Here is a 25,580-nt window from a genome sequence, read left to right as displayed (position 1 = left end):
AAAGAGACGGCGGTCGGCCCAGCCCCGGGACCGGCCACCGCCTCCGTACGAGCGGACGGATCAGGCCAGTTGGGGGCCAACCACCCAGGCGCCGCGGCGCATGACGCCCTTCAGGTCGAAGTGCTCGTCCAGCAGGACCAGGTCGGCGTCCTTGCCCGGCTCCAGCGAGCCGACGCGGTCGTCCAGCCCGAGCAGCCGCGCCGGGTTGGCCGACAGCGCCCGCACCGCGTCCTCCACCGGCAGCCGGTCCACCGTCACCGCCCGCTTGAACGCCCGGTCCAGGGTGAGCGTGGAGCCCGCGATCGAACCGCCCTCCACCAGCCGTGCCACCCCGTCCGCGACCTCCACCTCCAGCGGGCCGAGCATGTAGCGGCCGTCGCCGAAGCCGGCCGCGTCCATCGCGTCCGTGATGAACGCGACCCGCTCCGCACCCGCGTGATGGAACGCCAGCTGCAGGGCCGCCGGGTGCAGATGGACCCCGTCGTCGATCAGCTCGACCGTGATCCGCTCGTCCTCCAGCAGTGCCGTGATCGGCCCCGGCGCGCGGTGACCGATCGGCGGCATCGCGTTGAACAAGTGCGTGGCGACCGTCGCCCCCGCGTCGATCGCCTCCAGGGTCTGCTCGTACGTGGCGTCCGTGTGCCCGATCGCCGCGATCACGCCGTGCTCGGCGAGCAGCCGTACGGAGTCGATGCCGCCCGGCAGCTCGGTGGCGAGCGTGACCATCTTCGCGTGGCCGCGCGCCGCGTCGATCAGCTTGCGCACCTCGGCCGGCTCGGGGTCGCGCAGCAGTTCCTCGGAGTGCGCGCCCTTGCGGCACGGCGAGATGAACGGCCCCTCGAAGTGGATCCCGGCGATGTCGCCCTGTTCGGCCAGCTCGCTCAGCAGCCCGGCGCGCTGCGTCAGGGAGTCCATGTCGTCGGTGACGGTGGAGGCGACGAGGGTGGTGGTGCCGTGCAGGCGGTGGGTGTGGATGCCCGTGAGGACGTCCTCGACGGTGCCGGAGGTGAAGGAGGCTCCGCCGCCGCCGTGGTTGTGCAGGTCGACGAAGCCGGGGATCAGCCAGTGGTTCCGTACGTCGATGACCTGGGCGTTCGCCGGTGCCGTACCGGCGATGCGGGTGCCGTCGACCACCACTCGGCCGTCCGGGACGGCTCCCGTGGGGAGGACGACCGTTGCGCCGGACAGCACCAGGGGGGTTCGGTCCGGCGCGGGGTGCGGGTTCGTCGTGGCGGGTCGCGCCCCGTGGCGGAGCCGCATATGGGCGCTGTCCCGCGCCCCTGAGGGGGTTGCCATCAGGGCGTTTCCTCCTTGCCGGTCGTGGTGTCCAGGAGATCCCAGGCCAGGAGGCCTGCGCCCAGGCATCCCGCCGTGTCGCCCAGGGCAGCCGGGACGATCTCCGGCAGTTTCTGGAAGGTGACCCGTTGCGCGACCGCGTCGCGCAGCGGTGTGAACAAGGTTTCCCCCGCCTCGGCCAGGCCGCCACCGATGATCAGGGTGCGCGGGTCCAGCAGGGTGAGCGCGGTGACCAGGCCGTCGGCGAGGGCGTCCACCGCCTCCTGCCAGACGCGGACGGCGTTCGGGTCGCCGGACGCGACGGCCTTGGCGCAGTCCGCGGCGTCGGCGTCCGGGTCGCCGCAGGCCTCGGCCCACGCCTGGCTGACGGCCGACGCGGACGCGAACCGTTCCAGGCAGCCGCGCTGCCCGCACGGACAGGGGGTACCCCCGGGCCGTACGACGATGTGGCCGATCTCGCCCGCGAAGCCGTGCGCGCCCGCCTCGACCCGGCCGCCGATGCCGATGGCGCCGGCGATCCCGGTGCCCAGCGGCACGAACAGATAGCGGTCGGCGCCCCGGCCCGCGCCCAGGCGGCCCTCGGCGAGCCCGCCGGCCCGCACGTCGTGGCCCAGGGCGACGGGTGCGCCGAGCCGCTTGGCGAGCAGGTCGCGCAGGGGGAGGTCGCGCCAGCCGAGGTTGGCGGCGTAGGCGGCGAGGCCGCGTTGTTCGTCGACGATGCCGGGGACGACGACGCCGGCCGCGGCGGCGGGCTCGCCGAGGTGCGCCTCACCGTGGGCGCGCAGGTCCGCGGCGAAGCCGAGGATGTGCTCGACGACCGCGTCCGGCCCGCGCTCGCGGCCGGTGGGCCGGCGTGCCTGGTGGAGCAGTGCGCCGTCCGCCCCGACCAGGGCGGCCTTCATCGCGGTGCCGCCCACGTCGAGGGCGATGACATGTCTCACGGGGAACAGTGTGGCCCCACCACCCATGAGAGGTCTAGTCCACTTGCATGGTGTAGACCTTAATCCGTTAATCGGAAAGTTGGTTCAGACGTGTCCGACGTGCCAGAGGTCGGCGGACGTCTACGAGGGTGGGGAGCCGGAGCGGTGCAGCGGCTAAGGACGACGACGATCGCGGTGATCTCCGCGCTGGGCCTGACGGCGGTACTCACCGGCTGCGGCGTCACCGGAGGCTCCGGTGACGTGACCCTCAAGCTGGTCGCCGCCGACTACGGCGACAACGACGCAAACAGCTCCCGGCACTACTGGGACGACCTCGTCAAGGACTACGAGGCCCAGCACCCCGGCGTGAAGGTCGACGTCAGCGTCTACTCGTGGACCGACGTCGACCGCAAGGTCAAGGAGATGACCGACGCCGGCCAGGCGCCCGACATGGCCCAGATCGGCGCCTACGCCGACTACGCCGCCAAGGACGAGCTGTACCGGGCCGACGACGTGCTCTCCATCTCCACCCAGGCCGACTTCGTCTCCCAGCTGGTGTCGGCCGGGCAGGTGCACGGGGTGCAGTACGGCATGCCGTTCGCGGCCTCCACCCGGCTGCTCTTTTACAACAAGACCCTGTTCGACCAGGCGCACATCGACCCGCCCAAGACCTGGGACGAGCTGGCCGCCGACGCCCGGGCGCTCAAGGACAAGGGCGTGAAGTACCCCTACGCGCTGCCCCTCGGGCCGGAGGAGGCGCAGGCGGAGACGATGCAGTGGCTGCTCAGCGGCGGGGGCGGCTACGTCGACACCGTCGGCACCTACGGCATCGACGCCTCGCAGAACGTCCAGACGTTCACCTGGCTGAAGAACAAGCTGGTCGGCAAGGGTCTCACCGGTCCCGTCGCGCCGGGCAAGCTGAACCGTGCCGACGCCTTCACCGCCTTCGCCGACGGCGAGGTCGGCATGCTCAACGGACATCCGTCGCTGATGCAGATGGCCGCCAGGAAGGGCGTGAAGTTCGGCATGGTCACCATGCCGGGCGTGACCGGGCCCAGCCGGTCCGTGATGGGCGTGGCCGACTGGATGATGGCCTTCAAGAAGAACGGCCACCGCGAGCAGATCCGCGACTTCCTGGACTTCGTCTACAGCGAGAAGAACGTCCTCGACTTCTCCCGCACCTACGACCTGCTACCGGTCACCACCACGGCCTCCGCGGCGATGAGCGGCTCCGGCCAGGACAAGGACATCCGCCCGTTCCTGCAGCAGCTGCCGCTCAGCGAGCTGTACCCGGTCGGCAAGACGTCCTGGGCGTCGGTCAGCGCCGACATCAAGAAGCAGATCGGGCAGGCCGTCGATCCCACGGGCAGCGCCGTGTCCGTCCTCGGGCAGATCCAGTCGGCGGCGGTCGCGGCGGACAGCGCGCAGCCCTAGCGGGACTGTCAGTGGGCGGCGGTACGGTTTCGGGCATGGACGCATCCGATGGGGGCCGGCCGCCGCTGGGCGAGCGTGAGCGGGCCGTCCTCGCGCTGGAGCGCCGCGGCTTTTCCGGCCCCGGCGCGAAGGAGCGCGCCATCCGCGAGGAGCTGGGCCTCGCCCCGGTCCGCTACTACCAGCTGCTCAACGCCCTGCTGGACGACACCCGCGCCCTCGCCCACGACCCGGTGACGGTGAACAGGCTCAGACGGATACGCGAAGCCCGCCGCGCCGAGCGGTGACGACACCGTCTCCCCAGGTTCGGCGGGGCTCGTCCGGGGATAGGTTCGCGGTATGGGCAGCCATGACACATACGCCACGGACCTTCCCGAACCGGTGACCGCGCAGGGCCGCGAGGGCCTCGACGCCGTCCTCGCCCGCCCCGGCAAGGCGGTGATCGGCCTCGACTTCGACGGCACGCTCGCCCCCATCGTCGCCGACCCCGATCAGGCCCGCGCCCACCCGGACGCGGTACCGGCCCTCGCCCGCCTCGCCCCCGAGGTCGCCTCGATCGCGGTGGTCACCGGCCGCCCCGCGGGGGTCGCCGTGCGCAACGGCGGCTTCGCGGGCGTGCCCGGTCTGGAGCGCCTCGTCGTCCTCGGCCACTACGGCGCCGAACGCTGGGAGGCCGCCACCGGTGAGCTGACCGCCCCGCCGCCCCACCCCGGCGTGGCGGGGGTGCGCGCCGAGCTGCCCGGGCTGTTGGACTCGGTCGGCGCATGGCGCGGCACATGGATCGAGGAGAAGGGCCGCGCGGTCGCCGTGCACACCCGCCGCGCCGAGGATCCGCAGGCCGCGTTCGAGGCGCTGCGCGAGCCGCTGGCGGACCTGGCGGCGCGGCACGGGCTGATCGTCGAGCCCGGACGCCTGGTCCTGGAGCTGCGCCCGCCCGGCGTCGACAAGGGGGTGGCGCTGACGGAGTACGTCCGCGCGGTGGGCGCCGAGTCCGTCGTCTACGCCGGCGACGACCTGGGCGACCTGCCCGCCTTCGCCGCCGTCGAGGCACTGCGCTCCGAGGGCGTCCCGGGTCTGCTGGTGTGCAGCGGCAGCTCGGAGGTCACCGAGCTGTCGAAGCGGGCGGACGTGGTGGTCGACGGCCCGGAGGGAGTCGTACGACTGCTGGCGGCACTGGCGGACCGGGTGGCCCGGTCCGCCTAGGCCCTGTCGTTCGGATCAGGCCGGCTATGAGGTGCGGTACCTCTGGATCGACCCGAGCGGGGCCTGGTGCGTGCGGCTGCAAGGCGGAGGAGGGAGTCGACGCGGAGCGTCGGGGACCGACGACAACGCCGCAGATGGGCGTGCCAGGCCCCGCGACGCCGGGGTGATCCAAACGACAGGGCCTAGCCGCGCGGGTCATCCCTGCAACGCCTGAAGCTGTTCCAGGAACCACTTCGCGGGCGGCAGCGCGGTCGCCGCTGCCGCCAGCCGCTTGGCGCGGTCGTTGCGCTCGCTCACCGGCATGCTCAACGCTTCGTGCAGTGCGGCCGCCGTACCGGTCACGTCGTAGGGGTTGACCGCGATCGCGTCCTCGCCCAGCTCCTCGAACGCCCCGGCCTCCCGCGACAGCACCAGCGCGCAGCCCTCGTCGGAGACGAGCGGCACCTCCTTGGCGACCAGGTTCATCCCGTCCCGGATCGGGTTGACCAGCGCCACGTCCGCGAGCCGGTACGCCGCCAGCGAGCGCGCGAAGTCGTCCTCGACGTGCAGCACGACCGGCGTCCAGCCGTCCGTGCCGTAGTCGGCGTTGATCTCCTGCGCGACCCGCTGCACCTCGGCCGTGTAGTCCCGGTAGACGGCGAGGTCCTGCCGGGACGGGTAGGCGAACGCCACGTGCACGACCCGCTCGCGCCACTCGGGGTGGTCCTCGAGCAGCTGCCGGTACGCCAGCATCCCGCGCACGATGTTCTTGGACAGCTCGGTGCGGTCCACCCGCACGATCGTCCTGCGGCCCGCACCGATCTGCTCCCGCAGCGCCGCCATCCGCTCACCGACGTCGGCCCGGTGGGCCCGCTCGCGCAGGAAGTCGGCGTCCGCGCCGAGTCCGTGCACCCCGATGCGGGTGCGGCCGAGCCCGTCCGCGAACTGCTCGCAGCAGGCCGTGAAGGCGTCCGCCCAGCGCCGGGTGAGGAAGCCGAGCCGGTCCGCGCCCAGCATCCCGTCGAGGACCTGCCGCGCGATGTCGTCCGGCAGCATCCGGAAGTACTCCGGCGGCGCCCACGGCGTGTGCGAGAAGTGCCCGATGCGCAGATCGGGCCGCAGCTCGCGGAGCATCCCCGGCACCAGCGTCAGGTGATAGTCCTGCACGATCACCACCGCGCCGTCGGCGGCCTCCTCGGCCAGCGCCTCGGCGAACGCCCGATTGTACGTCTCGTACGACGCCCACTGCCTGCGGAACTCGGCGTCGAAGACCGGCTCCAGCGGCGTCTGGTACAGCATGTGGTGCACGAACCAGAGCACGGAGTTGGCGATGCCGTTGTAGGCGTCGGCATGTACGTCGGCCGGGACGTCCAGCATCCGCACGCCCTGCTCGCCGACCCCGCGCCGCACCGCCTCGCGGTCGCCGTCGGACAGCGCGGAGCACACCCACAGCGCCCCTGCCTCCGGTCCGATGGCCGACAGTCCGGACACCAGTCCGCCGCCGCCGCGTTTGGCGGTGAGTGAGCCGTCGTCGCCCACCGAGTACGACACCGGGCCGCGGTTGGACGCGACCAGCACCCGAGCCCTCTGATCAGCAGCGTGCGTGGAAGCCATACGCCTCAACCTAGCCCGCACCGGAAAAACTCAAACGTATGGCCGGATTCGGTGTCCGGTCGTATGCGGCCGACCGCTTGTGGAGATCCCGTGAACAGGACAAGATGCGCTCTACACGGAACGACCGGTACGCCAGGGGGGCGGGTTGATCATGATGGGGATACGTGGCCGCAGACGTGGGGTGGGGGGCCGTGGAGTATCCGGTCTCGCGGCGCTGGTGGCGGCAGCCGCGCTGGCCCTCGCCGGCTGCCAGGGCGACGGCGGCGGCGACGGCAAGGCCGTCCAGCAGACCGCACCGGTGACCAAAGCCGCACCGAGCACGTCGGCTCCTCAGCCGGAGCCGTCCCCGACGAGCAGCAGCCCGAGCCCGGTGGCCGAGCCCACCGTCGTCACGATCAGCGACCACACCGGAACGGCTGTCGGCCGGGCCGTCGCCGCCGCCCGCGCGAGCGGCCTGCGCTACGCCGTCTACCTCCAGGGCACCGGGGCCTCCCTCGACGGCGGCGGCCGGACGGCCTCCTCCTGGGGCGCGGGCGAGAAGGTCTGCGAGCAGATCGACGACCCCGCCGACCGCACCCCCTCCTTCGACGTCGCCTTCGTCATCGCCCGGGACGGGCGGGACTGCGACGGGGGTCTGCTGCACACCCCGGAGCCGACGAGGACCGCCGCGGGTGGCGGGACGAGCGGGGGATCGAGCGGCGGGACCGGCGGCGGGACCAGTGGCGGCAGCAAGGCCTGTGCGATCACCAGCCCCGCGGGCAACTGCTACGCCGACGGCCAGTTCTGCGCCAACCGCCACCACGGTCTGAGCACCTACGGCAAGGGCGGCGAGTACCTGACCTGTGAGCAGGACTCGGCGGGCCGCTGGCGCTGGTCCGACGGTCACGCCGGCTGACGGACATCCATCGCACGCCGCCTTCCGGGGGCGACCCGCGTCACGCCACCTTCCGCGCCGCGTACTCCGCGATCTCCGTCATCGGGGGGCGCTCCTCCGTGTCCACGGAGTACGTGCGCGGCTCGAAGCCGTCCTCGCTCCGCTCGAACTGGGTCAGCGACGGCCGGATCAGATGGCCGCGGGCCAGCCGGAGCTGGGCGGTGCGGTAGATCGCCGCGGCCATCCGGCCAAGGGCTTGACCGTCCTGGTGGCGGTGGATGCGCACGCCGACATCGACCTGGGCGAGGCCGTCGAGGCCGACCAGGTGCAGGGCGTCGACCAGCATGCCCAGCTCCACGCCGTAGCCGACGGGGAAGGGCAGCTGTTCCAGCAGGCTGCGGCGGGCCGCGTACTCGCCGCCGAGCGGCTGCACGAAGCCCGCCAGCTGCGGCCAGTGCATGTTCAGCAGCGGGCGGGCCATCAGCTCGGTGACCCGGCCGCCCTGGCCCGCCGCGCCGGCCAGCGGGCGGTCGTACATCGCCTTGACCAGCTGGACCTCGGGGTCGGTGAGGAGCGGGCCGACGATGCCCGTCACGAAGTCGGAGGAGAACTCCTTCAGGTCCGCGTCGACGAAACAGACGATGTCGCCGTCGGTGACCAGCAGGGAGCGCCACAGCACCTCGCCCTTGCCGGGGACGGCGGGGACGCGCGGCAGTATCTCGTCGCGGTGGACGACCCGGGCGCCCGCGGCGGCGGCCACCTCGGCGGTACGGTCGGTGGAGCCCGAGTCGACCACGACCACCTCGTCGACCAGCGGAACCTGCTGCATGAGGTCGTGCCGGACGATCGCGACGATGTCGCCGACCGTCTCCTCCTCGTTCAGCGCCGGCAGCACGACGGAGACCGTCTGCCCCGTGGCGCGCTTGGCGGCCAGGATCTGGTGCAGGGGTCGATCGGTCACCGACCAGGAGCGACTGCTCAGCCAGCGCTCAACTTCTTCAAGCACGGTCTGCGGCTCCTCACTGTCGTGATCACACCGGGTGATCGTGTGATCCATCTCGCGGTTCGGACGACTATCTCAACTGTCCTGGCCTTCGGTTACAGTCTTGGACAACGCTGATGACCATCGCATGTCGGGGGTCGCCCGCGTTCACAACCGAATACCGCTCATCCAGAGGGGCAGAGGGACACGGCCCGGTGAAGCCCCGGCAACCACCCTGATTCCGGACTCGTTCACGCGAGGCTCCCGGCCGGGGAAGGTGCCAATTCCGTCTCACGGCGAGATGCGTCGTGAGGAAGATGAGGAGAAAGGGCCTCGCCTCACATGGCTGCGCAGACAGTTACCAGCACCTCCACCGTCGACCTCGGTCCCGCCGCGGCCCTGAGCTGCCGCGAGTGCGGTCACCGGGTCCCGCTGGGCCCGGTTTTCGCGTGCGAGGAGTGTTTCGGCCCGCTCGAGATCGCCTATGACTTCTCGGCCTACGACACCGAGGAACTCCGCAAGCGTATCGAGGCGGGTCCGGCGAACATCTGGCGTTACGCCCCGCTGCTGCCCGTCCCCGCGGACGTGGCCGACAAGCCGAACATCAACCCGGGCTGGACCAAGCTCGTCAAGGCCGACCACCTCGCCGCCGAGCTCGGCGTGACCGGTGGCCTGTACGTCAAGGACGACTCGGGCAACCCGACCCACTCCTTCAAGGACCGCGTGGTCGCGCAGGCCCTGGAGGCGGCGCGCGCCTTCGGCTTCACCACCCTGTCCTGCTCCTCCACCGGCAACCTGGCCGGCGCCGTCGGGGCCGCCGCCGCGCGGGCCGGCCTGCGCTCCTGCGTGTTCATCCCGCACGACCTGGAGCAGGGCAAGGTCGTCATGGCCGCGATCTACGGCGGCGAGCTCGTCGGCATCGAGGGCAACTACGACGACGTGAACCGCTTCTGCTCCGAGCTGATCGGCGACCCGGCCGGCGAGGGCTGGGGCTTCGTCAACGTCAACCTGCGTCCGTACTACGCCGAGGGCTCCAAGACGCTGGCGTACGAGATCTGCGAGCAGCTCGGCTGGCAGCTGCCCGACCAGCTCGTCGTCCCGATCGCCTCCGGCTCGCAGCTCACCAAGGTCGACAAGGGCCTGCAGGAGCTGATCAAGCTGGGCCTGGTCGAGGACAAGCCGTACAAGATCTTCGGTGCGCAGGCCGAGGGCTGCTCGCCGGTGTCCACGGCCTTCAAGGCCGGGCACGACGTGGTGCGCCCCCAGAAGCCGAACACCATCGCCAAGTCGCTGGCGATCGGCAACCCGGCCGACGGGCCGTACGTCCTGGACATCGCGCGCCGCACGGGCGGCGCGGTGGAGGACGTCACCGACGAGCAGGTCGTCGACGCGATCAAGCTGCTGGCCCGCACGGAGGGGATCTTCGCGGAGACCGCCGGTGGGGTGACGGTGGGTGTGACCCGCAAGCTGATCGAGAACGGTTTGCTGGACCCGGCGAAGACCACGGTGGTGCTGAACACGGGTGATGGGCTGAAGACCCTCGACGCGGTCGCCGGTACGGGACTGACCGCGACGATCCGACCCACCCTCGACTCGTTCCGCGACGCGGGTCTCGTCTAAGAGACCATCGTCTGTCTGCGGACCGCGGGGGGCTGGTCGCGCAGTTCCCCGCGCCCCTTCAGGGCGCCGATCCCACCGGAGGTTTCCACGTGAGCGTCACTGTCCGCATCCCCACCATCCTGCGCACCTACACCGGTGGCCAGGCCGAGGTTCCCGCCGACGGGGCGACCCTCGCCGAGGTCATCGCGGACCTGGAGAAGAACCACACCGGCATCGCCGCGCGGGTGCTGGACGACCAGGGCAAGCTGCGCCGGTTCGTCAACGTGTACGTCAATGACGACGACGTGCGCTTCGAGCAGGGTCTGGAGACGGCCACCCCGGACGGCGCGGGTGTGTCGATCATTCCGGCGGTCGCCGGCGGCTGCTGACACACAGAGTTCCTCGGGCTGCCCCTTCCGTGAGAGAAACGGAGGGGGCAATTCCATGTGATTAGACGCGGTAGAGTTGGGGAACGCGCCCCGGAATCGACGAGGCGTGATCTCTGGAACCTGCTGCACGGGCGACAAGAAGTAGCCAAAGTATGCGGGTCTTTTGTCTTTTTTGCCCCCTTTGAATGGCCCGACTTACTCGGAATTCAGGTGAATTCTCGCGAGATTTCGGGCCCGGGTCGTCCAGATTTCTCGTCCGATTGACCTGTTGCAGACGGCAGTTGGACAGATACATTCAGCCGCGGTCGACGCGTTCCGGCGCACGCCCCCACCCATCGGGGGGTGAGGTCTGACCCGGATCCGCGAAGTGCGGGTCTGTGCAAGGGCCAGTAATAGGGGAGTTAGGCATGGCTCAGGGCACCGTCAAGTGGTTCAACGCGGAGAAGGGCTACGGCTTCATCGCGGTCGACGGTGGTGCGGACGTCTTCGTCCACTACAGCGCCATCCAGATGGACGGCTACCGCACCCTGGAGGAGGGCCAGCGGGTCGAGTTCGAGATCTCGCAGGGCCAGAAGGGTCCGCAGGCCGACATGGTTCGCGTCACCGCCTGAACGTTCTTTCACGCACGAAGGGCCCGCACCTCGCACAGGGTGCGGGCCCTTCGGCGTGTCCAGGGCGCCGTGCGGCGGTGTTCGCGGGCGGCTGACGAAGGGGCCCGATGCGGGGGAGGCGCTTGCACTCGCCATGCCCGAGTGCTAATCATTGCGTTAGCACTCTGAAGGTGAGAGTGACAACGTAAGGACCGGGTCGGTGAGGCCAGGGCCGGGCGGGGCAAGGAGCTTCCTCCGGTCGGGGCCGTCCGTCGCGGGCGCGGGCGCGGTCCGAAGTAATCACCCCCAGTCCTGGAGGGACCACTTCACATGGCCAAGATCATCGCGTTCGACGAGGAGGCGCGGCGCGGCCTCGAGCGCGGCATGAACCAGCTCGCGGACGCCGTGAAGGTGACGCTCGGCCCCAAGGGCCGCAACGTCGTCCTCGAGAAGAAGTGGGGCGCGCCCACGATCACCAACGATGGCGTGTCCATCGCCAAGGAGATCGAGCTCGAGGACCCGTACGAGAAGATCGGCGCCGAGCTGGTCAAGGAAGTCGCCAAGAAGACGGACGACGTCGCCGGTGACGGTACGACCACCGCGACCGTGCTCGCCCAGGCCCTGGTCAAGGAAGGCCTGCGCAACGTCGCCGCCGGTGCCAACCCGATGGCTCTGAAGCGCGGTATCGAGAAGGCCGTCGAGGCCGTCTCCGCCGCCCTGCTGGAGCAGGCGAAGGACGTCGAGACCAAGGAGCAGATCGCCTCCACGGCCTCCATCTCCGCCGCCGACACCCAGATCGGCGAGCTCATCGCCGAGGCCATGGACAAGGTCGGCAAGGAAGGCGTCATCACCGTCGAGGAGAGCAACACCTTCGGCCTCGAGCTCGAGCTCACCGAGGGCATGCGCTTCGACAAGGGCTACATCTCCGCCTACTTCGCCACCGACATGGAGCGCATGGAGGCGGTGCTCGAGGACCCGTACATCCTCATCGCCAACTCCAAGATCTCCTCGGTCAAGGACCTGCTCCCGCTGCTGGAGAAGGTCATGCAGTCGGGCAAGCCGCTGCTGATCATCGCCGAGGACGTCGAGGGCGAGGCCCTGTCGACCCTGGTCGTCAACAAGATCCGCGGCACCTTCAAGTCCGTCGCCGTCAAGGCCCCGGGCTTCGGCGACCGCCGCAAGGCCATGCTCGGCGACATCGCCATCCTCACGGGCGGCGAGGTCATCTCCGAGGAGGTCGGCCTCAAGCTGGAGAACGCGACCCTGGACCTCCTGGGCCGCGCCCGCAAGGTCGTCATCACCAAGGACGAGACCACCATCGTCGACGGTGCCGGCTCCTCGGACCAGGTCGCGGGCCGCGTGAACCAGATCCGCGCCGAGATCGAGAACAGCGACTCCGACTACGACCGCGAGAAGCTGCAGGAGCGCCTGGCGAAGCTCGCCGGCGGTGTCGCGGTCATCAAGGCCGGTGCCGCCACCGAGGTGGAGCTCAAGGAGCGCAAGCACCGCATCGAGGACGCCGTCCGCAACGCCAAGGCGGCCGTCGAGGAGGGCATCGTCGCCGGTGGTGGCGTGGCCCTGCTGCAGACCACCCACGTCTTCGACAAGCTGGAGCTCGAGGGTGACGAGGCGACCGGCGCCCAGGCCGTGAAGCTCGCGCTCGAGGCCCCGCTGAAGCAGATCGCGGTCAACGCCGGCCTCGAGGGCGGCGTCGTGGTGGAGAAGGTGCGCAACCTGACCCCGGGCCACGGCCTGAACGCCGCGACCGGCGAGTACGTCGACCTGGTCGCCGAGGGCATCATCGACCCGGCCAAGGTGACGCGCTCCGCGCTGCAGAACGCCGCGTCGATCGCCGCGCTGTTCCTCACCACCGAGGCCGTCATCGCCGACAAGCCGGAGAAGGCGGCGGCCCCGGCCGGCGGCGGCATGCCGGGCGGTGACATGGACTTCTGATCCTTCCGGGATCACCTGTCCTTCACAGGTCTTCGCGAAGGCCTTTCCGAGGGCGGTACGTCCAGCTTCCGGCTGGAGGTGCCGCCCTCGGGCGTGTCCGGGGTCACATCCGCCGGGCCCCGTGGCCGGAATGAGGGGCGGGGCGTGATCGGTTGCTTCAGTGAGTGCAACAATGCGCGCGCACATACCCACCGGTCACCTGAGGAGCCTCGCATGACCCTCGCCGAGCCCGCCGCCGCCCGCGCGGCCGCCCTGCTGTCCCGCCCGACGACGATCAACGGTCTGACCGTCCCGAACCGCATCGCGATGGCGCCGATGACCCGGATGTTCTCGCCGGGCGGCGTCCCCGGCGAGGACGTGGTGTCGTACTACGCCCGCCGTGCCGCCGCCGGGGTCGGCCTGATCGTCACCGAGGGCACCTACGTCGGGCACGAGTCGGCGGGGCAGAGCGACCGGGTGCCGCGGTTCCACGGCGAGGAGCAGCTGGCCGGCTGGGCGAAGGTCGCCGAGGCCGTGCACGCGGGCGGTGGCACGATCGTGCCGCAGCTGTGGCACATCGGCATGGTCCGCAAGCAGGGCGAGCCGCCCTTCCCGGACGCCCCGGCCATGGGCCCCTCCGGCCTCGTCACGGCCGGCGCCGAGCCCACCGGCAAGGCCATGACGCAGCAGGACCTCGACGACGTGGTCGCCGCGTTCGCCCAGGCCGCCGCCGACGCCGAGCGCATCGGCTTCGACGGCGTCGAGATCCACGGCGCCCACGGCTACCTCGTCGACCAGTTCCTGTGGGAGGGCACCAACCGCCGTACCGACGCCTACGGCGGTGACCCGGTGGCCCGGGCGAAGTTCGCGGCGGAGATCGTCGCGGCCGTCCGCGAGAAGGTGTCGCCCGAGTTCCCGGTGATCTTCCGCTACTCGCAGTGGAAGCAGCAGGACTACGCCGCGCGCCTCGCCGAGACCCCCGAGGAGCTGGAGGCCATCCTCACCCCGCTGGCGGCCGCCGGTGTCGACGCCTTCCACGCGTCCACCCGCCGCTACTGGCTGCCGGAGTTCGACGGCTCCGACCTCAACCTGGCCGGCTGGACCAAGAAGCTGACCGGCAAGAGCGTCATCACCGTCGGCTCGGTGGGCCTCGACGGCGACTTCATCCACGCCTTCCAGGGCGAGGGCTCGCCGGTCAAGAACATCGACAACCTGCTGGACCGCCTGGAGGCCGACGAGTTCGACCTGGTCGCCATCGGCCGTGCCCTGCTCCAGGACCCCGAGTGGGCGGCGAAGGTCCTGGCCGGCCGCTTCGACGAGCTGAAGCCGTACGACGCGGCGGCCCTGAAGACGCTGAGCTGACCCGGCGACGCGCTCGCGCCGGCTGAGCGAGAGACGCGCGCCGAGCGACGGCCGGGGTGCCCGGGTATCCGGCGGCACCCCGGCCGACGTGTGTCTGGGGGCCGCTCAGGACCGCTCCAGGGACTTTCTTGAGCAAGGGGCGCGGTCGAGCCGTCCGAGACGGCCGCCGCGCACAGATGACCACCACCCCGGGCACCGCGACGCTGCCCTCGCCTCGGGACGCGGCTACAGGTTGCCCATGGGCTCGATGTCCACCTTCACCGGCGTGCCCCACACCCGCAGCACCTCGTAGTCGGTGAACTCGTGCACCAGCCGGTACGCCATCGCCGGCCGGGGCCCGCGCCGCTGGGCGGCCAGATACAGCTCGGCCTCCCGGCGGTCGTGGCGCGGCGTGCCGCACAGCTGCCACTCCCGCCCGTTCCACGCCTCCGGCAGCCACCGCTGCTGCGGCTGCGGCCGGTCCTCGCGCACGCCGTAGCGGGACGGCATCCGCTCCGCGGTGTCCTGGGGTCGCGGCCGGCCGTACCCGCCGCCGACCTCGGCCCGCCGGGCCGCCCGCCGCCGCGTCTCGCACAGCAGGCACAGGTCCGGCGCGCTCTCGTCCACGGGGCCCTGCGGGTGCTCGGCGCAGCGCGTCGTCGGCGGCGCCGAGGACACGCTCTCCTCCAGCAGGTCCAGCGCCCGCCGCAGATCCGTCTTCACCTCGTGCAGCTTGGTGTCCGGGGAGTCGGCGGTGAGCGCCTCACCGTGCTCGCCGAGGAGCCGGAGGGCGCGCCCGAGGGCGGTGAGCTGCGCGTGGTTCATGTACTCGAGGGTAGGCCGCGACAGCCGCTTCGCGTGCGCGAGAGGGGCGCCTGGCAGCGGGCGCACGGGGAGCGGACGTATGCCGAGCACCCCGGGATGCACGGCGGGGAGCCGTCGGAGTCCGCCCCCCGTTCATGACGCGTGGGCCGCCGCCAGGGCCGCGCGCAGATGGCCGCCGGACTCGGTCAGCAGGCGGGCCGCCGTCGGGCCGTCCACCCCGGTGAGCAGGGCCAGGATCGCGTTCTTCACCTCGCCGTCGGTGGCCGTGAGCGCCGCCTCGATCTCCTCCTCGCCCGCCCCGGTGGCGAGCGCGACGATCCGGCGGGAGCGGGCGCGCAGCTTCGCGTTGGAGGCGCGCACGTCGACCATCAGATTCCCGTAGGTCTTGCCGAGACGGATCATCGTGATCGTCGAGAGCATGTTCAGCACGAGCTTCTGGGCCGTGCCGGCCTTCAGCCGGGTCGAGCCGGTGATCAGTTCCGGACCCGCGACGATCTCGATCCCGTGGTCGGCCGCCGCCGCGAGCGCGCTGCCCGCGTTGCAGGCCAGCCCGATGGTCAGCGCCCCCAGCGAGCGGGCGTACTCGACCGCGCCGACCGCGTACGGGGTACGGCCGGAGGCGGAGACGCCGACCACGCTGTCGTCCGGCGTCAGCGCCAGCGCGTCCAGGTCGTCCCGGGCCAGCTCCTTGGAGTCCTCGGCCCCCTCGACGGAGGTGACCATGGCCTCGGCGCCACCGGCGATGAGGCCGACGACCTGGCCGGGCTCGGTGTTGAAGGTGGGCGGGCACTCGGAGGCGTCGAGCACACCGAGCCGTCCGGCGGTGCCGGCCCCGGCGTAGACGAGGCGGCCGCCGCGGGACATCCGCTCGGCGACGGCGTCGATGGCGGCGGCGATCTGCGGCAGACGCTCGGCGACCGCACCGGGTACCCGGGCGTCCTCGTCGTTCATCAGCCGGGCGATCTCCAGGGTGGCCAACTGATCGATCCCGGCAAGCTCGGGCCGGAACGCCTCGGTGGTCAGGGAATCGAGTTCGGCGCGCAGGTCGGGGGCGTGGGGGTTGGAGGCCATGGCGAAACGGCTCTTTCCGATCGGGGTGCGGATGTCTGACCCAAAGGGGCGCGGGGCGTTGTCGATATGCGGCTCCGCCGCGTGGGCGCCATCGGCCACAACGGACCCGCAGTCACTCAGGACGATCAGTCCTACGGTCTCGAGCGGCCGAGCTACCGCCGGTGCCGGTGCGCCAGCGCCTCGTAAGACGCCGCCAGGGCCGGCCCCGCCGTGTCGTACGTCCGCTGCGCCACACCCACGAACAGGCAGTCCACCACCAGCAGTTGACTGGTCCGGGACGACATCGCCGCCGGCCGCAGCTCGCTCTCCCGGGAGGTGGAGGTGGTCAGCACATGGTCGGCGTACTGCGTGACCGCGCTGTCCGGGCGCCCGGTGATCGCCACGGTGGTGGCGCCGTGCTCGAAGGCGACGCGCAGCGGTTCTATGACGTCGCCGGTGGAACCGGAGTGGGTGATGGCGATCGCCACGTCCCCGGCGCGCAGCTGCACCGCGTTGGTGACGGCGAGGTGCGGGTCGCTGTGGGCGTGCGCGATCAGGCCTATCCGCAGGAGTTTCTGGGTGAGGTCCTGGGCGACCAGGCCGGAGGCGCCGATGCCGTACACGTCCGTGCGGCGGGCGGCGGCGAGTGCGGTGACCGCCGCGCCGAGCTGCCCGGTGTCGAGGCCGGCGGCGGTGTCGGCGAGGGTCTGCTGCTCGTCGTAGGCCAGTTTCGTCACGACGTCGGCGATCGGGTCGTCGACCGCGATGTCGGTGGTGATGGCGGGTGCGCGGCCGGACTGCTGGTGTGCGGCGAGGCCGGCGAGGGCCAGGCGCAGGTCGCGGTAGCCGGGGTAGCCGAGCAGGCGGGCGGTGCGCACGACCGTGGCCTCGCTGGTGCCGGTGCGCTCGGCGAGGCCGGTGACCGTCAGGGCGGCGCAGCCGGCCGGGTCGCTCGCGACGGCCTCGGCGACGCGCTGCATGGAACGGGTCATCGACGGGGCGAGCGTGCGCACCTTGGCGGCCAGCGCGCCACCGAAAATTTCCTTCACATCCTGGCTCACCCCTGAAAGATATTTCCGGCTCGGTGCTCGGGGCAAGAGTGCGCACAATGGGGACATGAATCCCGTCAGCCCCCTGGAGCAGGCCCTGCACGCGGCCCGTGCGCGTGTGATGGCCGACCTCATCGCGCGTGAGGTCGCCGAAGCGGACGTGGTGTCGCTGGTCGAGGACTCGATCGCCCAGCGGCGCTGGTGGGTGGAGCAGTGGCCGGACGGAGTGGCCTACATCGCCGGGCTGGTCGCGCAGGACGTGCAGGACGCGCTGCTGGAGCGGTACGGCCGGTGGCCGCTGTGCCCGGTGTGCGGCTCAGGTGACCCGCACGCCCTGGACGTCGAGCCCGAACTGGGGCCCGATCCGCACTGGGTGTGCCACAAGGCGGGCGTGAAGGTCGCCGCGGTGGGCCGCCTCGGGGCCATGGGCGGAGCGCACTCCTCGTGACCGTGTACATCGACCCGCCGACCTGGCCCGGCCACGGGCGCCTGTGGTCGCACCTCGTGAGCGATGTGTCGTACGACGAACTGCACGCGTTCGCCTACGCGTTGGGTGTACCGCGGCGGGCGTTCGAACGCGACCACTACGACGTCCCGGCCCACCGGTATGCGGACGCGGTCGCCGCGGGGGCGGTCGAGGTCGGCAGCCGCGAGGTGGTACGGCTGCTGATCGCCTCCGGCCTGCGCCGGCGCAAGGGGCGGGCGCGGGCATAGCGGTGGGGCGGCCTAGCGGCGCAGCACGTAGGCGACGTGCGTGCCGTCGTCGCCGACCTGGGTGAAGCCGGCCCGGGTGACCACAGCACGGGACGGCTCGTTGCCCCGGTCGACGGTGGCGAAGACCACCCGTACGTCGTCCCGTTCCAGCGCCCAGTGGGCCAGCGTCCGCAGCGCCTCCGTGGCATAGCCCTGGCCGCGGGCGGAGGGGACGAGGTCGTAACCGACCTCCACCCGGCCCTCCTCGTCCGGCGCGCCGTGGAAACCCATGCCGCCGATCGCCCGGCCGTCCTGACGCCGTACGAGGGCGAACATCCCGAACTCCGGCCGGTGCACACCCGCCTCGTACGCCTGCGTCAGCATCCCGGCCGCCCGGCGGGTGCCCTCGTACGGCCCGTCCTCGCTCCAGGTGAAGCCGCCGTCGCCGCCGAGGTTCAGATCCCGCGCGGCGGCGGGGCGGACGCCGGTCAGCGTCAGGCGCTCGGTCTCGATGACCAGGTTGTTGCGCCAGCGCCACTCGGTGACCGGCGCGCGGTCCGGCAGCTCACCGCGGCCGGTGGCCCACAGCAGGGTCGGCCAGGGTGCCGGGCCCGGCTTGACGTGCGGGAACAGGCGTGTGAGCAGGTCCTCGCACAGCTCGGCGGGCGGCTCGTAGGCGAAACCCAGGCCCTCGGCGATGTCATGGGTGTGCAGCAGCACCTCGGCCACGCCCATCGCGGCGAACCCCTCCCGGTCGGCGCTGCGGAACGGGTACGGGTGGAAGGCGCGCACCCCGGGCGGCGTCGCGCGCACGGTGGTGGCCAGCAGCACGCCCATCGTCTCGATGACCTGGAGCAGCCCGAAGCTGCCCGGGTCGCCCTCGAGGACCAGCTCGACGGGTACGTAGTCCTCCTGGGCGCGGCCCGCCAACTGCCCGGCGTAGGAGAAGAGATCCTCGGCGATGTGGAACGCCGTGGTGTGACAGCTCCACTCCAGCCGGCCCGCCTTCACCGCCGCCCAGTCCTGGTCCGCCACCGGCCGCAGCGCCGCGAGACAGCTCGCCACGGCCGCGTCCACCTGATCCCCGCCCCATGTCTCCATGAACGGCACCCTAGGCATCCGGCCGCGTGGAGGGCGACAGCATTTCCAGCTCGGAGCGGAGGTTGTACCGGGCGGTCGCCTCCCAGTGCTCCCGGCCGTACGGCGTGCTGAAGAGCCGCGGCAGCGCCAGAAGGTGCCGCAGGACGTCCGAACGCCCGGCGCGGAAGGCGTCGTTCGGCACGAAGTGGTACTCCTCGCGGACGGCCGCGGTGTAGGCGGCGTACGCCGACGGCGGCGCGGCCAGGATCGCCAGGTCGGCGTCGCACAGCACCTGCCCGTTGCGGTCGCCGTCGGCCGGGTCGTGCCCGGCGGTGAGCCGCACCAGCCGGGCCACCTCGGCGGTCTTCTCCGCGGTGAGACCGGCCTCGGACAGCGCGCGCTCGGCGAGCCGGGCGGAGCGTTCCTCGTTCGTCGACCGCTCGGGCAGATAGACGGCGTCGTGGAACCAGGCGGCGAGGCGGACCAGGTCGGGGTCGTCGGCGTACTTCTCCAGCACGTCGACGTGGTCGAGGACCGCGGTGAGGTGGGTGAGCGTGTGGTAGCGCCGCTGGGGCTCCTGCCAGCAGCTCAGCAGGGCGTCGGCGTAACGGTACGGAGCGATGACGCAGGAGTCGTCGTCGCGTGCCGCGAGGAAGGCGCGCAACCAGCGGGAACGCAGATCATCGAGATCGGCCATGCGTTCATTCTCCCGCCACGCGCCGCCCGCCCCCTAGCGTGGACGACATGACGACTGACGTACATGACCCGGAACTGCCCGGACGGCTGCTGACCGCCGAGCGCGATGTGCTGATCCCCCTGCTGCGTTCCCGCCCCGACGCCGACTTCGCGCTGCCGGCGGCGGCCTGTCCCGGCTGGTCGGTGCGGGATGTGCTGGCGCACTGTTCGGCCGCCCTGACGCGGGTGGTGGAGGGCCGCTTGGAAGAGGGCGTGTTCTCGCCGGAGTCCAACGACCGCGACATCGCCGAGCGGGCCGAGTGGACGAACGCCCAGGTGGTGGACGAGCTGGAGCGCGGCATGACCGAGGCGGGGCCGCTGATCGCCGAGGCCGGCGGGAAGCTGGACGCGCTCGCGCTGGGGGAGTGGGTGCACGCCGGCGACGTGCGGGACGCCTTCGGGGAGCCCGGCGCGTACGGCGGGCCCGGGCTGCCGTACGCCCTCGCGCTGCTGGTGCGGCGGACGCAGGAGCGGGAGCATCTGCCGCTGCACGCGGACCTGGACGACGTCGACGAGCCGCTGCGGCTGGGCGCGATCGTGCCGCAGCGGCCGCCGGCCCGCTACATCGGTGACTCCGCGACCCTGGTCCGGCTGTACGCGGGCCGGCCGGTGAAGGCGGGCGGATACGAGCTGGCGGGGGCGCGCGAGGAGGAGCTGAACGTCTTCGGCTGACGCGCCGCCCGGCGAAATTGTTCGGCCGGGCGGGCGGCGGGTGCGACGGGCTGCGCGGGAGCTGCGGGGCGTATCCTAAAATTGGACTAGACCTGTAGCAGCCCGTCCGAGCCGACGAATGGGGTCCCATGAGCAAGCGCGCAGTCCTGGAGGTGATCGCCCTCGACACCGCGGACGCCGTCGCCGCCCAGGCCGGAGGCGCGGACCGCCTCGAGCTGGTCACCGACATGGCCGCCGACGGGCTCACCCCGCCCGTGGACACCTTCACCGCGATCCGCGCCGCCGTCGACATCGACCTGCGGGTCATGCTGCGGCTCGCGGACGGCTTCGCGGCGGGGGACCTGCGGCGGCTGGTGGACACGGCGGGGGAGCTGCGCGCGGCCGGCGCCGACCAGTTCGTGCTCGGGTTCCTCGACGCGCACGGCGGGGTGGACCTGGCGGCCGTCGAGCGGGTGGTTGCCGTGCTCGACGGCTGTCCCTGGACCTTCCACCGGGCCATTGATCACTGCGCCGACCGGGACGCTCTGCGCAAGGCGCTCGACGGGTTGCCGGGGCTGGACGCGTTTCTCACGGCCGGGTCCGCCTCCGGCGTCGACGCGGGTCTGCCGACGCTGCTCGCGGAGGCGGGGCGGTACGAGCAGCAGATCCTGGTGGGCGGGGGGCTGCGGCTCGACCACGTCCCGGCGTTGCGCGCCGCGGGGATCGACGCGTTTCACATCGGCGGCGCGGCTCGCTCCGCGGGGTGGGCGGGGCCGGTGTCCGAGGGGGCCGTTCGTGAGTGGCGAAGGGTGCTGGACGCGGGGTAGCGCCGCGGGGGTCCTGGCTCATCGCCGGGTGCGGGCCCGTCGTGGCCGGTCGCGCAGTTCCCCGCGCCCCTGGGTCGGCTGCAGAGCCGTTGGCTGCGACGCGGGCCCCGCGCCCCTGGGTTGGCTGCAGAGCCGTTGGCCGCGACGCGGGCCCCGCGCCCCTGGGTCGGCTGCAGAGCCGTTGGCCTCGGCGCCGGCCCCGCGTCCCCGGGTTGGCTGCACAGCCGTTGGCCTGGCGCCGGCCCTGTGTCTCTGGAGGCCGGCCGCACTCACCCCAACTGATCGGGCAGCGGTGCCGCGTGCGTGACGATCAGGCCTGAGACCGCCCTCGTCAGGGCCACGTACAGGCGGCGCAGGCCCGTGCGTTCGTCCGGTTCGCCGTCGACCACCGCCTGGGGCTCGTCCAGGACCACGTAGTCGTATTCGAGGCCCTTGGCCAGGGAGGCCGGGACCAGGGTCAGGCGGGTGTCGGAGGTGGTCTCCTCGCCCGGGGCGAGATACGTCAGGCCCGCCGCCGTCAGTGCCTCGGCCAGCGCGGGGACGCGCGCGTCGGCGGCGATGAGGCCGATGGAGCCCTCGTGGCGCAGCAGCTCCCCGCAGGCGGCGACGACGCCGGTGTCCCCGTCGGCACCGTCGATCCCCCGGACCTCGAAGAAGCCCGGGTTCTCGCGGACCGACGCCACCGGGGTCAGGCCCGGCGCGATGTGCGGCAGCAGCCGGGAGGCGTAGGCGATGACGTCAGTCGGCACGCGGAAACCGGCGGTCAGCTCCTCCACGACGGCGTCGGACTTGCCCAGGTGCGCCAGGGCCTCGGCCCAACTCCGGGTCGCCCACGGCGTGGTGCCCTGGGCCAGGTCGCCGAGGACGGTCGCCGAGCCGGTGGTGCAGCGCCGGCCCACCGCCCGGTACTGCATGGGGGACAGATCCTGCGCCTCGTCCAGGACCACGTGCCCGAGGGAGTGCGTGCGCAGGATCAGATCGGACGCCTCGTCGATCAGTACGGCGTCGGCGGCCGACCACTTGGCCGACTTCACGCCGCGGGCCGGCTTCGCCCACAGGATCGTCTTCTGCTCCTCGTCGGAGAGGACGCCGGCCGCGTGCTCGGCGAGGAACTCCGCGTCGGACAGCAGCCGCAGCACCAGCTTCGCCGGGTCGACGGCAGGCCAGATCGCCTTCACGGCCGCCTTCACCGCCGTGTTGCGGGCCACGGCGTCCTGCACCCGGTCGTCGGGGGCCTCCCCGGCGCGTTCCATCTGCACCAGCACCGCGTGCGCGATCCGCTGCGGCAGCGCCTCGCGGGCGGCGCCGTAACGGATGCCGCGCTCCAGCAACTGCCGTACCAGTTCCTCGATCTCGTACGCCGCCACGCGCCAGCGGCGCGATCCGCGCACCACGACGACCGGTTCGGTGGGCATGGTGACGTGGGAGTACAGGGCGCGCCGCAGCACCTCGGCCATCAGGGCGTCGCCCTTGACCACCGCGGCGTCCGCGTCGTCCACACCCCGGACGTCCACGACGGCGACCAGGTCGTCGACCGTGGCCTGCTGCACGGTCAGCTCGCCCAGCGCGGGCAGCACCTGCTCGATGTAGTGCAGGAAGCTCTTGTTCGGCCCGATGACGAGGGTGCCGGTGCGGGCGAGGCGTTCCCGGTGGGCGTACAGCAGATAGGCGACGCGGTGCAGGCCGACGGCGGTCTTCCCGGTGCCGGGGCCGCCCTGCACGCACACCGTGCCGCTCAGCCCGCTGCGGACGATCTCGTCCTGTTCGGGCTGGATGGTGGCGACGATGTCCCGCATCGGGCCGACACGCGGCCGCTCGATCTCCTGCTGGAGCAGCCGGCTGGTCTGCGCCGCCTCCGCCGGGTCCGACAGGTGCTCGTCCTCGTACGCGGTCAGCTCGCCGCCGGTGTAGCCGAAGCGGCGGCGCAGCGCGATGTCCATCGGGTCCTTCTTGGAGGCCCGGTAGAACGGCTGCGAGACGGGTGCGCGCCAGTCGATGACCATGGGGTCGCCGGCCGCGTCGTGCACATGCCGCCGCCCGATGTAGAAGCGTTCCCCGCCGGCTCCTTCGGCCCGCTCGGCGCCCGGCGCGTGCTGGTAGTCGAGGCGGCCGAAGAACAGCGGGGTGTCGCTGAGGTCGGCGAGCGCCTTGACGCGGTCGTCGATCTGGCGGGCGAGGACCTGGGCGTTGACCCAGTTCGCGGCGACGTCGGTGATGTCGAGGGCCTCGACGTCCTCACGCATCGCGCGCAGCGCGGCACGGGAGGAGGCGAGATGGGCACGCTCCCGGGCCAGGGGGTCGTCGTCGGCGGGCAGGGACACGGGCGTGGACAAGGGGGTGCCTCCGGAAGGACCTGCGCGGGGGTGACTCCTGGACTTCTCCGGCCGGTTGCCGACCGGCCGGCGGCACTCCCGGATGAGGGGAGGCGGGCAAGAGCGGAGATTCTAGGCGACGGGGCGTGGGCCGGGCCAACGGATTTCCGCTGCGCCCGATCCCCTAGGGGCCGCGACCCGCCCGGCCTAGGGGAAACGGCAGCCCGGAGACCGATGACACCTTTATGTCCGTAATCGCACCATGGAGACATGACCACTGCGACGTTCCGCCCAGCCCCCGGACGCCCCCCGGGCGCCACCCCGATAGCCACCGGCCACCGCCACCCTCTCGGCGACGCCCTGCGCGCGGTACGGGTCTACGCCCGCGCCGCCTTCGACGTAGTCATCCTCGGCGAGTACGGAGAGGAGGCGGGCGTACGCCGCCGGTACGGGCCACGAGTGAGTGTGCGGACACCGCCGCCGGGCTGAGTACCCGGGCCGGTGTCCGCTGCGCGGCTGACCAGCCGTCCGCTCAGTCCTCCGCCAGCAGTTCGTCCGCGTCCATGATCCGGTACGCGTAGCCCTGTTCCGCCAGGAAGCGCTGGCGGTGGGCGGCGAAGTCCTGGTCGAGGGTGTCGCGGGCGACGACCGAGTAGAAGTGGGCCTGGTGGCCGTCCGCCTTCGGCCGCAGTACGCGTCCCAGCCGCTGTGCCTCCTCCTGCCGCGACCCGAACGTGCCGGACACCTGGACGGCGACCGTCGCCTCCGGCAGGTCGATGGAGAAGTTCGCGACCTTGGAGACCACCAGCACGTTGATCTCCCCGGCCCGGAAGGCGTCGAAGAGCTTCTCGCGCTGCGCGTTGGACGTCTCACCCTTGATGACCGGCGCATCCAGGTGCTCGCCCAGCTCGTCCAGCTGGTCGATGTACTGCCCGATGACGAGGATCTGCTGCCCGGCGAAGCGCCGCACGATCGCCTCGGTCACCTTCCGCTTGGTGTCCGTCGTCGCGCAGAACCGGTACTTCTCCTCCGCCTCCGCGGTCGCGTACGCCAGGCGCTCGGAGTCGGTCAGGTTCACCCGGACCTCGACGCAGTCGGCGGGCGCGATGTAGCCCTGCGCCTCGATCTCCTTCCACGGCGCGTCGAACCGCTTGGGCCCGATGAGGGAGAACACGTCCGACTCCCGGCCGTCCTCGCGGACCAGCGTCGCCGTCAGCCCGAGCCGGCGCCGCGCCTGCAGATCGGCGGTGAACTTGAACACCGGCGCGGGCAGCAGGTGCACCTCGTCGTAGACGATCAGACCCCAGTCCCGGGAGTCGAACAGCTCCAGATGCGGGTAGACGCCCTTCCGCTTGGTCGTCAGCACCTGGTAGGTGGCGATGGTGACGGGCCGGATCTCCTTCCTCGTCCCGCTGTACTCGCCGACCTCGTCCTCGGTCAGCGAGGTGCGCTTCACCAGCTCGTGCTTCCACTGCCGGGCCGAGACGGTGTTGGTCACCAGGATCAGCGTCGTCGACTTGGCCTGGGACATCGCCCCGGCCCCCACCAGCGTCTTCCCGGCGCCGCACGGCAGCACCACGACCCCGCTGCCGCCGTGCCAGAAGTTCTCCACGGCCTGCTTCTGGTAGGGCCGCAGCGCCCACCCGTCCTCGTGCAGCTCGATCGGGTGCGCCTCACCGTCGACGTACCCGGCGAGGTCCTCGGCCGGCCAGCCCAGTTTCAGCAGCGTCTGCTTGATCTGCCCGCGCTCGGAGGGATGCACGATGACGGTGTCCGGATCGATCCGGTCCCCCACCAGCGGAGCGATCCGCTTGGAGCGCAGCACCTCCTCCAGCACCGGCCGGTCGGTGCTGGTGAGCACCAGGCCGTGCGCCGGGTGCTTGTGCAGGGTCAGCCGCCCGTAGCGGTCCATGGTCTCGGCGATGTCGACGAGCAGCGCGTGCGGCACCGGATACCGGCTGTACTGCACGAGCGCGTCCACGACCTGCTCGGCGTCGTGCCCGGCGGCGCGCGCGTTCCACAGGCCCAGCGGCGTCAGCCGGTAGGTGTGGATGTGCTCCGGCGCCCGCTCCAGCTCGGCGAACGGCGCGATGGCCCGACGGCACGCGTCGGCCTGCTCATGGTCGACCTCCAGGAGCAGCGTCTTGTCGGACTGGACGATCAGCGGTCCGTTCACGCGCGGCACACACCCTTTCCACAACGGCCGAA

Annotated in this window: 25 protein-coding genes and 1 riboswitch; of the genes, 14 read left to right on the top strand and 11 right to left on the bottom strand. The window is 71.9% G+C overall.

The features are described 5' to 3' along the window. Positions 1–60: 60 nt before the first annotated feature. Positions 61–1,191, bottom strand: coding sequence for an N-acetylglucosamine-6-phosphate deacetylase (gene nagA, locus AB0J12_RS09060; RefSeq protein ID WP_363263726.1), 1,131 nt, complete (start codon positions 1,189–1,191; stop codon positions 61–63). Positions 1,192–1,295: 104 nt separating this feature from the next. Beyond that, positions 1,296–2,264: an ROK family protein gene (locus AB0J12_RS09055; protein ID WP_363263571.1), complete on the bottom strand. Its 969-nt coding sequence runs from the start codon at positions 2,262–2,264 to the stop codon at positions 1,296–1,298. Positions 2,265–2,381: 117 nt separating this feature from the next. Between AB0J12_RS09055 and AB0J12_RS09050 the strand changes: the two genes are divergently transcribed. The 3 genes from AB0J12_RS09050 to otsB are packed head-to-tail and all read left to right on the top strand — an operon-like array spanning position 2,382 to position 4,850. Then, positions 2,382–3,650 carry an extracellular solute-binding protein gene (locus tag AB0J12_RS09050; protein ID WP_363263570.1) on the top strand — a complete coding sequence of 423 codons (1,269 nt, stop codon included), beginning with the start codon at positions 2,382–2,384 and terminating at the stop codon, positions 3,648–3,650. Positions 3,651–3,685: 35 nt separating this feature from the next. Continuing rightward, positions 3,686–3,934, top strand: coding sequence for a DUF3263 domain-containing protein (locus tag AB0J12_RS09045; RefSeq protein ID WP_363263569.1), 249 nt, complete (start codon positions 3,686–3,688; stop codon positions 3,932–3,934). Positions 3,935–3,986: 52 nt separating this feature from the next. Then, positions 3,987–4,850: a trehalose-phosphatase gene (gene otsB / locus AB0J12_RS09040; protein ID WP_363263568.1), complete on the top strand. Its 864-nt coding sequence runs from the start codon at positions 3,987–3,989 to the stop codon at positions 4,848–4,850. A 195-nt stretch (positions 4,851–5,045) separates the two neighbouring features. On the opposite strand, the gene AB0J12_RS09035 is transcribed toward otsB, so the two are convergent. After that, positions 5,046–6,443, bottom strand: coding sequence for a trehalose-6-phosphate synthase (locus AB0J12_RS09035; RefSeq protein ID WP_363263567.1), 1,398 nt, complete (start codon positions 6,441–6,443; stop codon positions 5,046–5,048). Between the two features lie 217 nt (positions 6,444–6,660). On the opposite strand from AB0J12_RS09035, the gene AB0J12_RS09030 reads away from it, so the two are divergent. Next, positions 6,661–7,338, top strand: coding sequence for a hypothetical protein (locus tag AB0J12_RS09030; RefSeq protein WP_363263566.1), 678 nt, complete (start codon positions 6,661–6,663; stop codon positions 7,336–7,338). A 40-nt stretch (positions 7,339–7,378) separates the two neighbouring features. Here the strand turns inward: AB0J12_RS09030 and AB0J12_RS09025 are convergent, their stop codons facing one another. Further along, the gene (locus AB0J12_RS09025) at positions 7,379–8,323 is read right to left on the bottom strand and encodes a glucosyl-3-phosphoglycerate synthase (protein WP_363263565.1); all 945 of its coding nucleotides are present in this window, start codon (positions 8,321–8,323) and stop codon (positions 7,379–7,381) included. A 158-nt stretch (positions 8,324–8,481) separates the two neighbouring features. Next, positions 8,482–8,623, top strand: a riboswitch (SAM riboswitch). Positions 8,624–8,641: 18 nt separating this feature from the next. Between AB0J12_RS09025 and thrC the strand changes: the two genes are divergently transcribed. The 5 genes from thrC to AB0J12_RS09000 all read left to right on the top strand — a co-directional run bounded on the left by thrC (position 8,642) and on the right by AB0J12_RS09000 (position 14,171). Then, positions 8,642–9,919 (top strand): threonine synthase, encoded by a 1,278-nt coding sequence (gene thrC, locus AB0J12_RS09020; RefSeq protein WP_363263564.1) that lies wholly within the window; start codon positions 8,642–8,644, stop codon positions 9,917–9,919. Positions 9,920–10,008: 89 nt separating this feature from the next. After that, positions 10,009–10,287: a MoaD/ThiS family protein gene (locus AB0J12_RS09015; protein ID WP_363263563.1), complete on the top strand. Its 279-nt coding sequence runs from the start codon at positions 10,009–10,011 to the stop codon at positions 10,285–10,287. Between the two features lie 407 nt (positions 10,288–10,694). Next, the gene (locus tag AB0J12_RS09010; protein WP_004986573.1) at positions 10,695–10,898 is read left to right on the top strand and encodes a cold-shock protein; all 204 of its coding nucleotides are present in this window, start codon (positions 10,695–10,697) and stop codon (positions 10,896–10,898) included. A gap of 309 nt (positions 10,899–11,207) precedes the next feature. After that, positions 11,208–12,830 (top strand): chaperonin GroEL, encoded by a 1,623-nt coding sequence (gene groL / locus AB0J12_RS09005; protein ID WP_363263562.1) that lies wholly within the window; start codon positions 11,208–11,210, stop codon positions 12,828–12,830. Between the two features lie 213 nt (positions 12,831–13,043). Continuing rightward, entirely contained in the window at positions 13,044–14,171 is a 1,128-nt protein-coding gene (locus AB0J12_RS09000; RefSeq protein WP_363263561.1) for an NADH:flavin oxidoreductase, read from the top strand. 225 nt (positions 14,172–14,396) lie between these two features. Here AB0J12_RS09000 and AB0J12_RS08995 read toward each other — a convergent pair whose 3' ends face one another. From AB0J12_RS08995 to AB0J12_RS08985, 3 genes are all read right to left on the bottom strand, one after another. Then, positions 14,397–14,975, bottom strand: a complete 579-nt coding sequence (locus AB0J12_RS08995) for a hypothetical protein (protein WP_363263560.1) — start codon at positions 14,973–14,975, stop codon at positions 14,397–14,399. 132 nt (positions 14,976–15,107) lie between these two features. Further along, complete coding sequence (gene murQ / locus AB0J12_RS08990) at positions 15,108–16,046, bottom strand: N-acetylmuramic acid 6-phosphate etherase (protein ID WP_363263559.1); 939 nt, start codon at positions 16,044–16,046, stop codon at positions 15,108–15,110. A gap of 152 nt (positions 16,047–16,198) precedes the next feature. After that, positions 16,199–17,086, bottom strand: coding sequence for a MurR/RpiR family transcriptional regulator (locus AB0J12_RS08985; protein WP_363263558.1), 888 nt, complete (start codon positions 17,084–17,086; stop codon positions 16,199–16,201). A 55-nt stretch (positions 17,087–17,141) separates the two neighbouring features. Between AB0J12_RS08985 and AB0J12_RS08980 the strand changes: the two genes are divergently transcribed. After that, positions 17,142–17,522, top strand: a complete 381-nt coding sequence (locus AB0J12_RS08980) for a hypothetical protein (RefSeq protein ID WP_363263557.1) — start codon at positions 17,142–17,144, stop codon at positions 17,520–17,522. Beyond that, a complete protein-coding gene (locus tag AB0J12_RS08975) occupies positions 17,519–17,788 on the top strand; it encodes a DUF4031 domain-containing protein (RefSeq protein ID WP_363263556.1) in 270 nt (89 codons plus the stop codon). Before AB0J12_RS08980 ends, AB0J12_RS08975 begins: the two co-directional genes overlap by 4 nt. A gap of 12 nt (positions 17,789–17,800) precedes the next feature. On the opposite strand, the gene AB0J12_RS08970 is transcribed toward AB0J12_RS08975, so the two are convergent. Together AB0J12_RS08970 and AB0J12_RS08965 are read right to left on the bottom strand one after the other, a co-directional pair. After that, positions 17,801–18,868 carry a GNAT family N-acetyltransferase gene (locus AB0J12_RS08970; protein WP_363263555.1) on the bottom strand — a complete coding sequence of 356 codons (1,068 nt, stop codon included), beginning with the start codon at positions 18,866–18,868 and terminating at the stop codon, positions 17,801–17,803. Positions 18,869–18,878: 10 nt separating this feature from the next. Beyond that, a complete protein-coding gene (locus AB0J12_RS08965; protein WP_363263554.1) occupies positions 18,879–19,544 on the bottom strand; it encodes a hypothetical protein in 666 nt (221 codons plus the stop codon). A 47-nt stretch (positions 19,545–19,591) separates the two neighbouring features. Here AB0J12_RS08965 and AB0J12_RS08960 point away from each other — a divergent pair, with 47 nt between their 5' ends. Both AB0J12_RS08960 and AB0J12_RS08955 read left to right on the top strand, forming a co-directional pair. Further along, positions 19,592–20,254, top strand: a complete 663-nt coding sequence (locus AB0J12_RS08960; RefSeq protein WP_363263553.1) for a maleylpyruvate isomerase family mycothiol-dependent enzyme — start codon at positions 19,592–19,594, stop codon at positions 20,252–20,254. Positions 20,255–20,382: 128 nt separating this feature from the next. Beyond that, positions 20,383–21,060, top strand: coding sequence for a copper homeostasis protein CutC (locus tag AB0J12_RS08955; RefSeq protein ID WP_363263552.1), 678 nt, complete (start codon positions 20,383–20,385; stop codon positions 21,058–21,060). Between the two features lie 269 nt (positions 21,061–21,329). Here AB0J12_RS08955 and AB0J12_RS08950 read toward each other — a convergent pair whose 3' ends face one another. Continuing rightward, on the bottom strand, positions 21,330–23,393 hold the full coding sequence (locus tag AB0J12_RS08950) for a UvrD-helicase domain-containing protein (RefSeq protein ID WP_363263551.1): 2,064 nt from the start codon (positions 23,391–23,393) through the stop codon (positions 21,330–21,332). Positions 23,394–23,642: 249 nt separating this feature from the next. On the opposite strand from AB0J12_RS08950, the gene AB0J12_RS08945 reads away from it, so the two are divergent. Beyond that, positions 23,643–23,861 (top strand): hypothetical protein, encoded by a 219-nt coding sequence (locus AB0J12_RS08945; RefSeq protein ID WP_363263550.1) that lies wholly within the window; start codon positions 23,643–23,645, stop codon positions 23,859–23,861. Positions 23,862–23,904: 43 nt separating this feature from the next. Here the strand turns inward: AB0J12_RS08945 and AB0J12_RS08940 are convergent, their stop codons facing one another. Further along, positions 23,905–25,548, bottom strand: a complete 1,644-nt coding sequence (locus AB0J12_RS08940; RefSeq protein ID WP_363263549.1) for a DNA repair helicase XPB — start codon at positions 25,546–25,548, stop codon at positions 23,905–23,907. Positions 25,549–25,580 lie beyond the last annotated feature (32 nt).

Source organism: Streptomyces sp. NPDC049915 (assembly GCF_040656475.1).
Lineage (GTDB): Bacteria > Actinomycetota > Actinomycetes > Streptomycetales > Streptomycetaceae > Streptomyces.
This window is presented reverse-complemented; position numbering and strand designations above follow the sequence as displayed.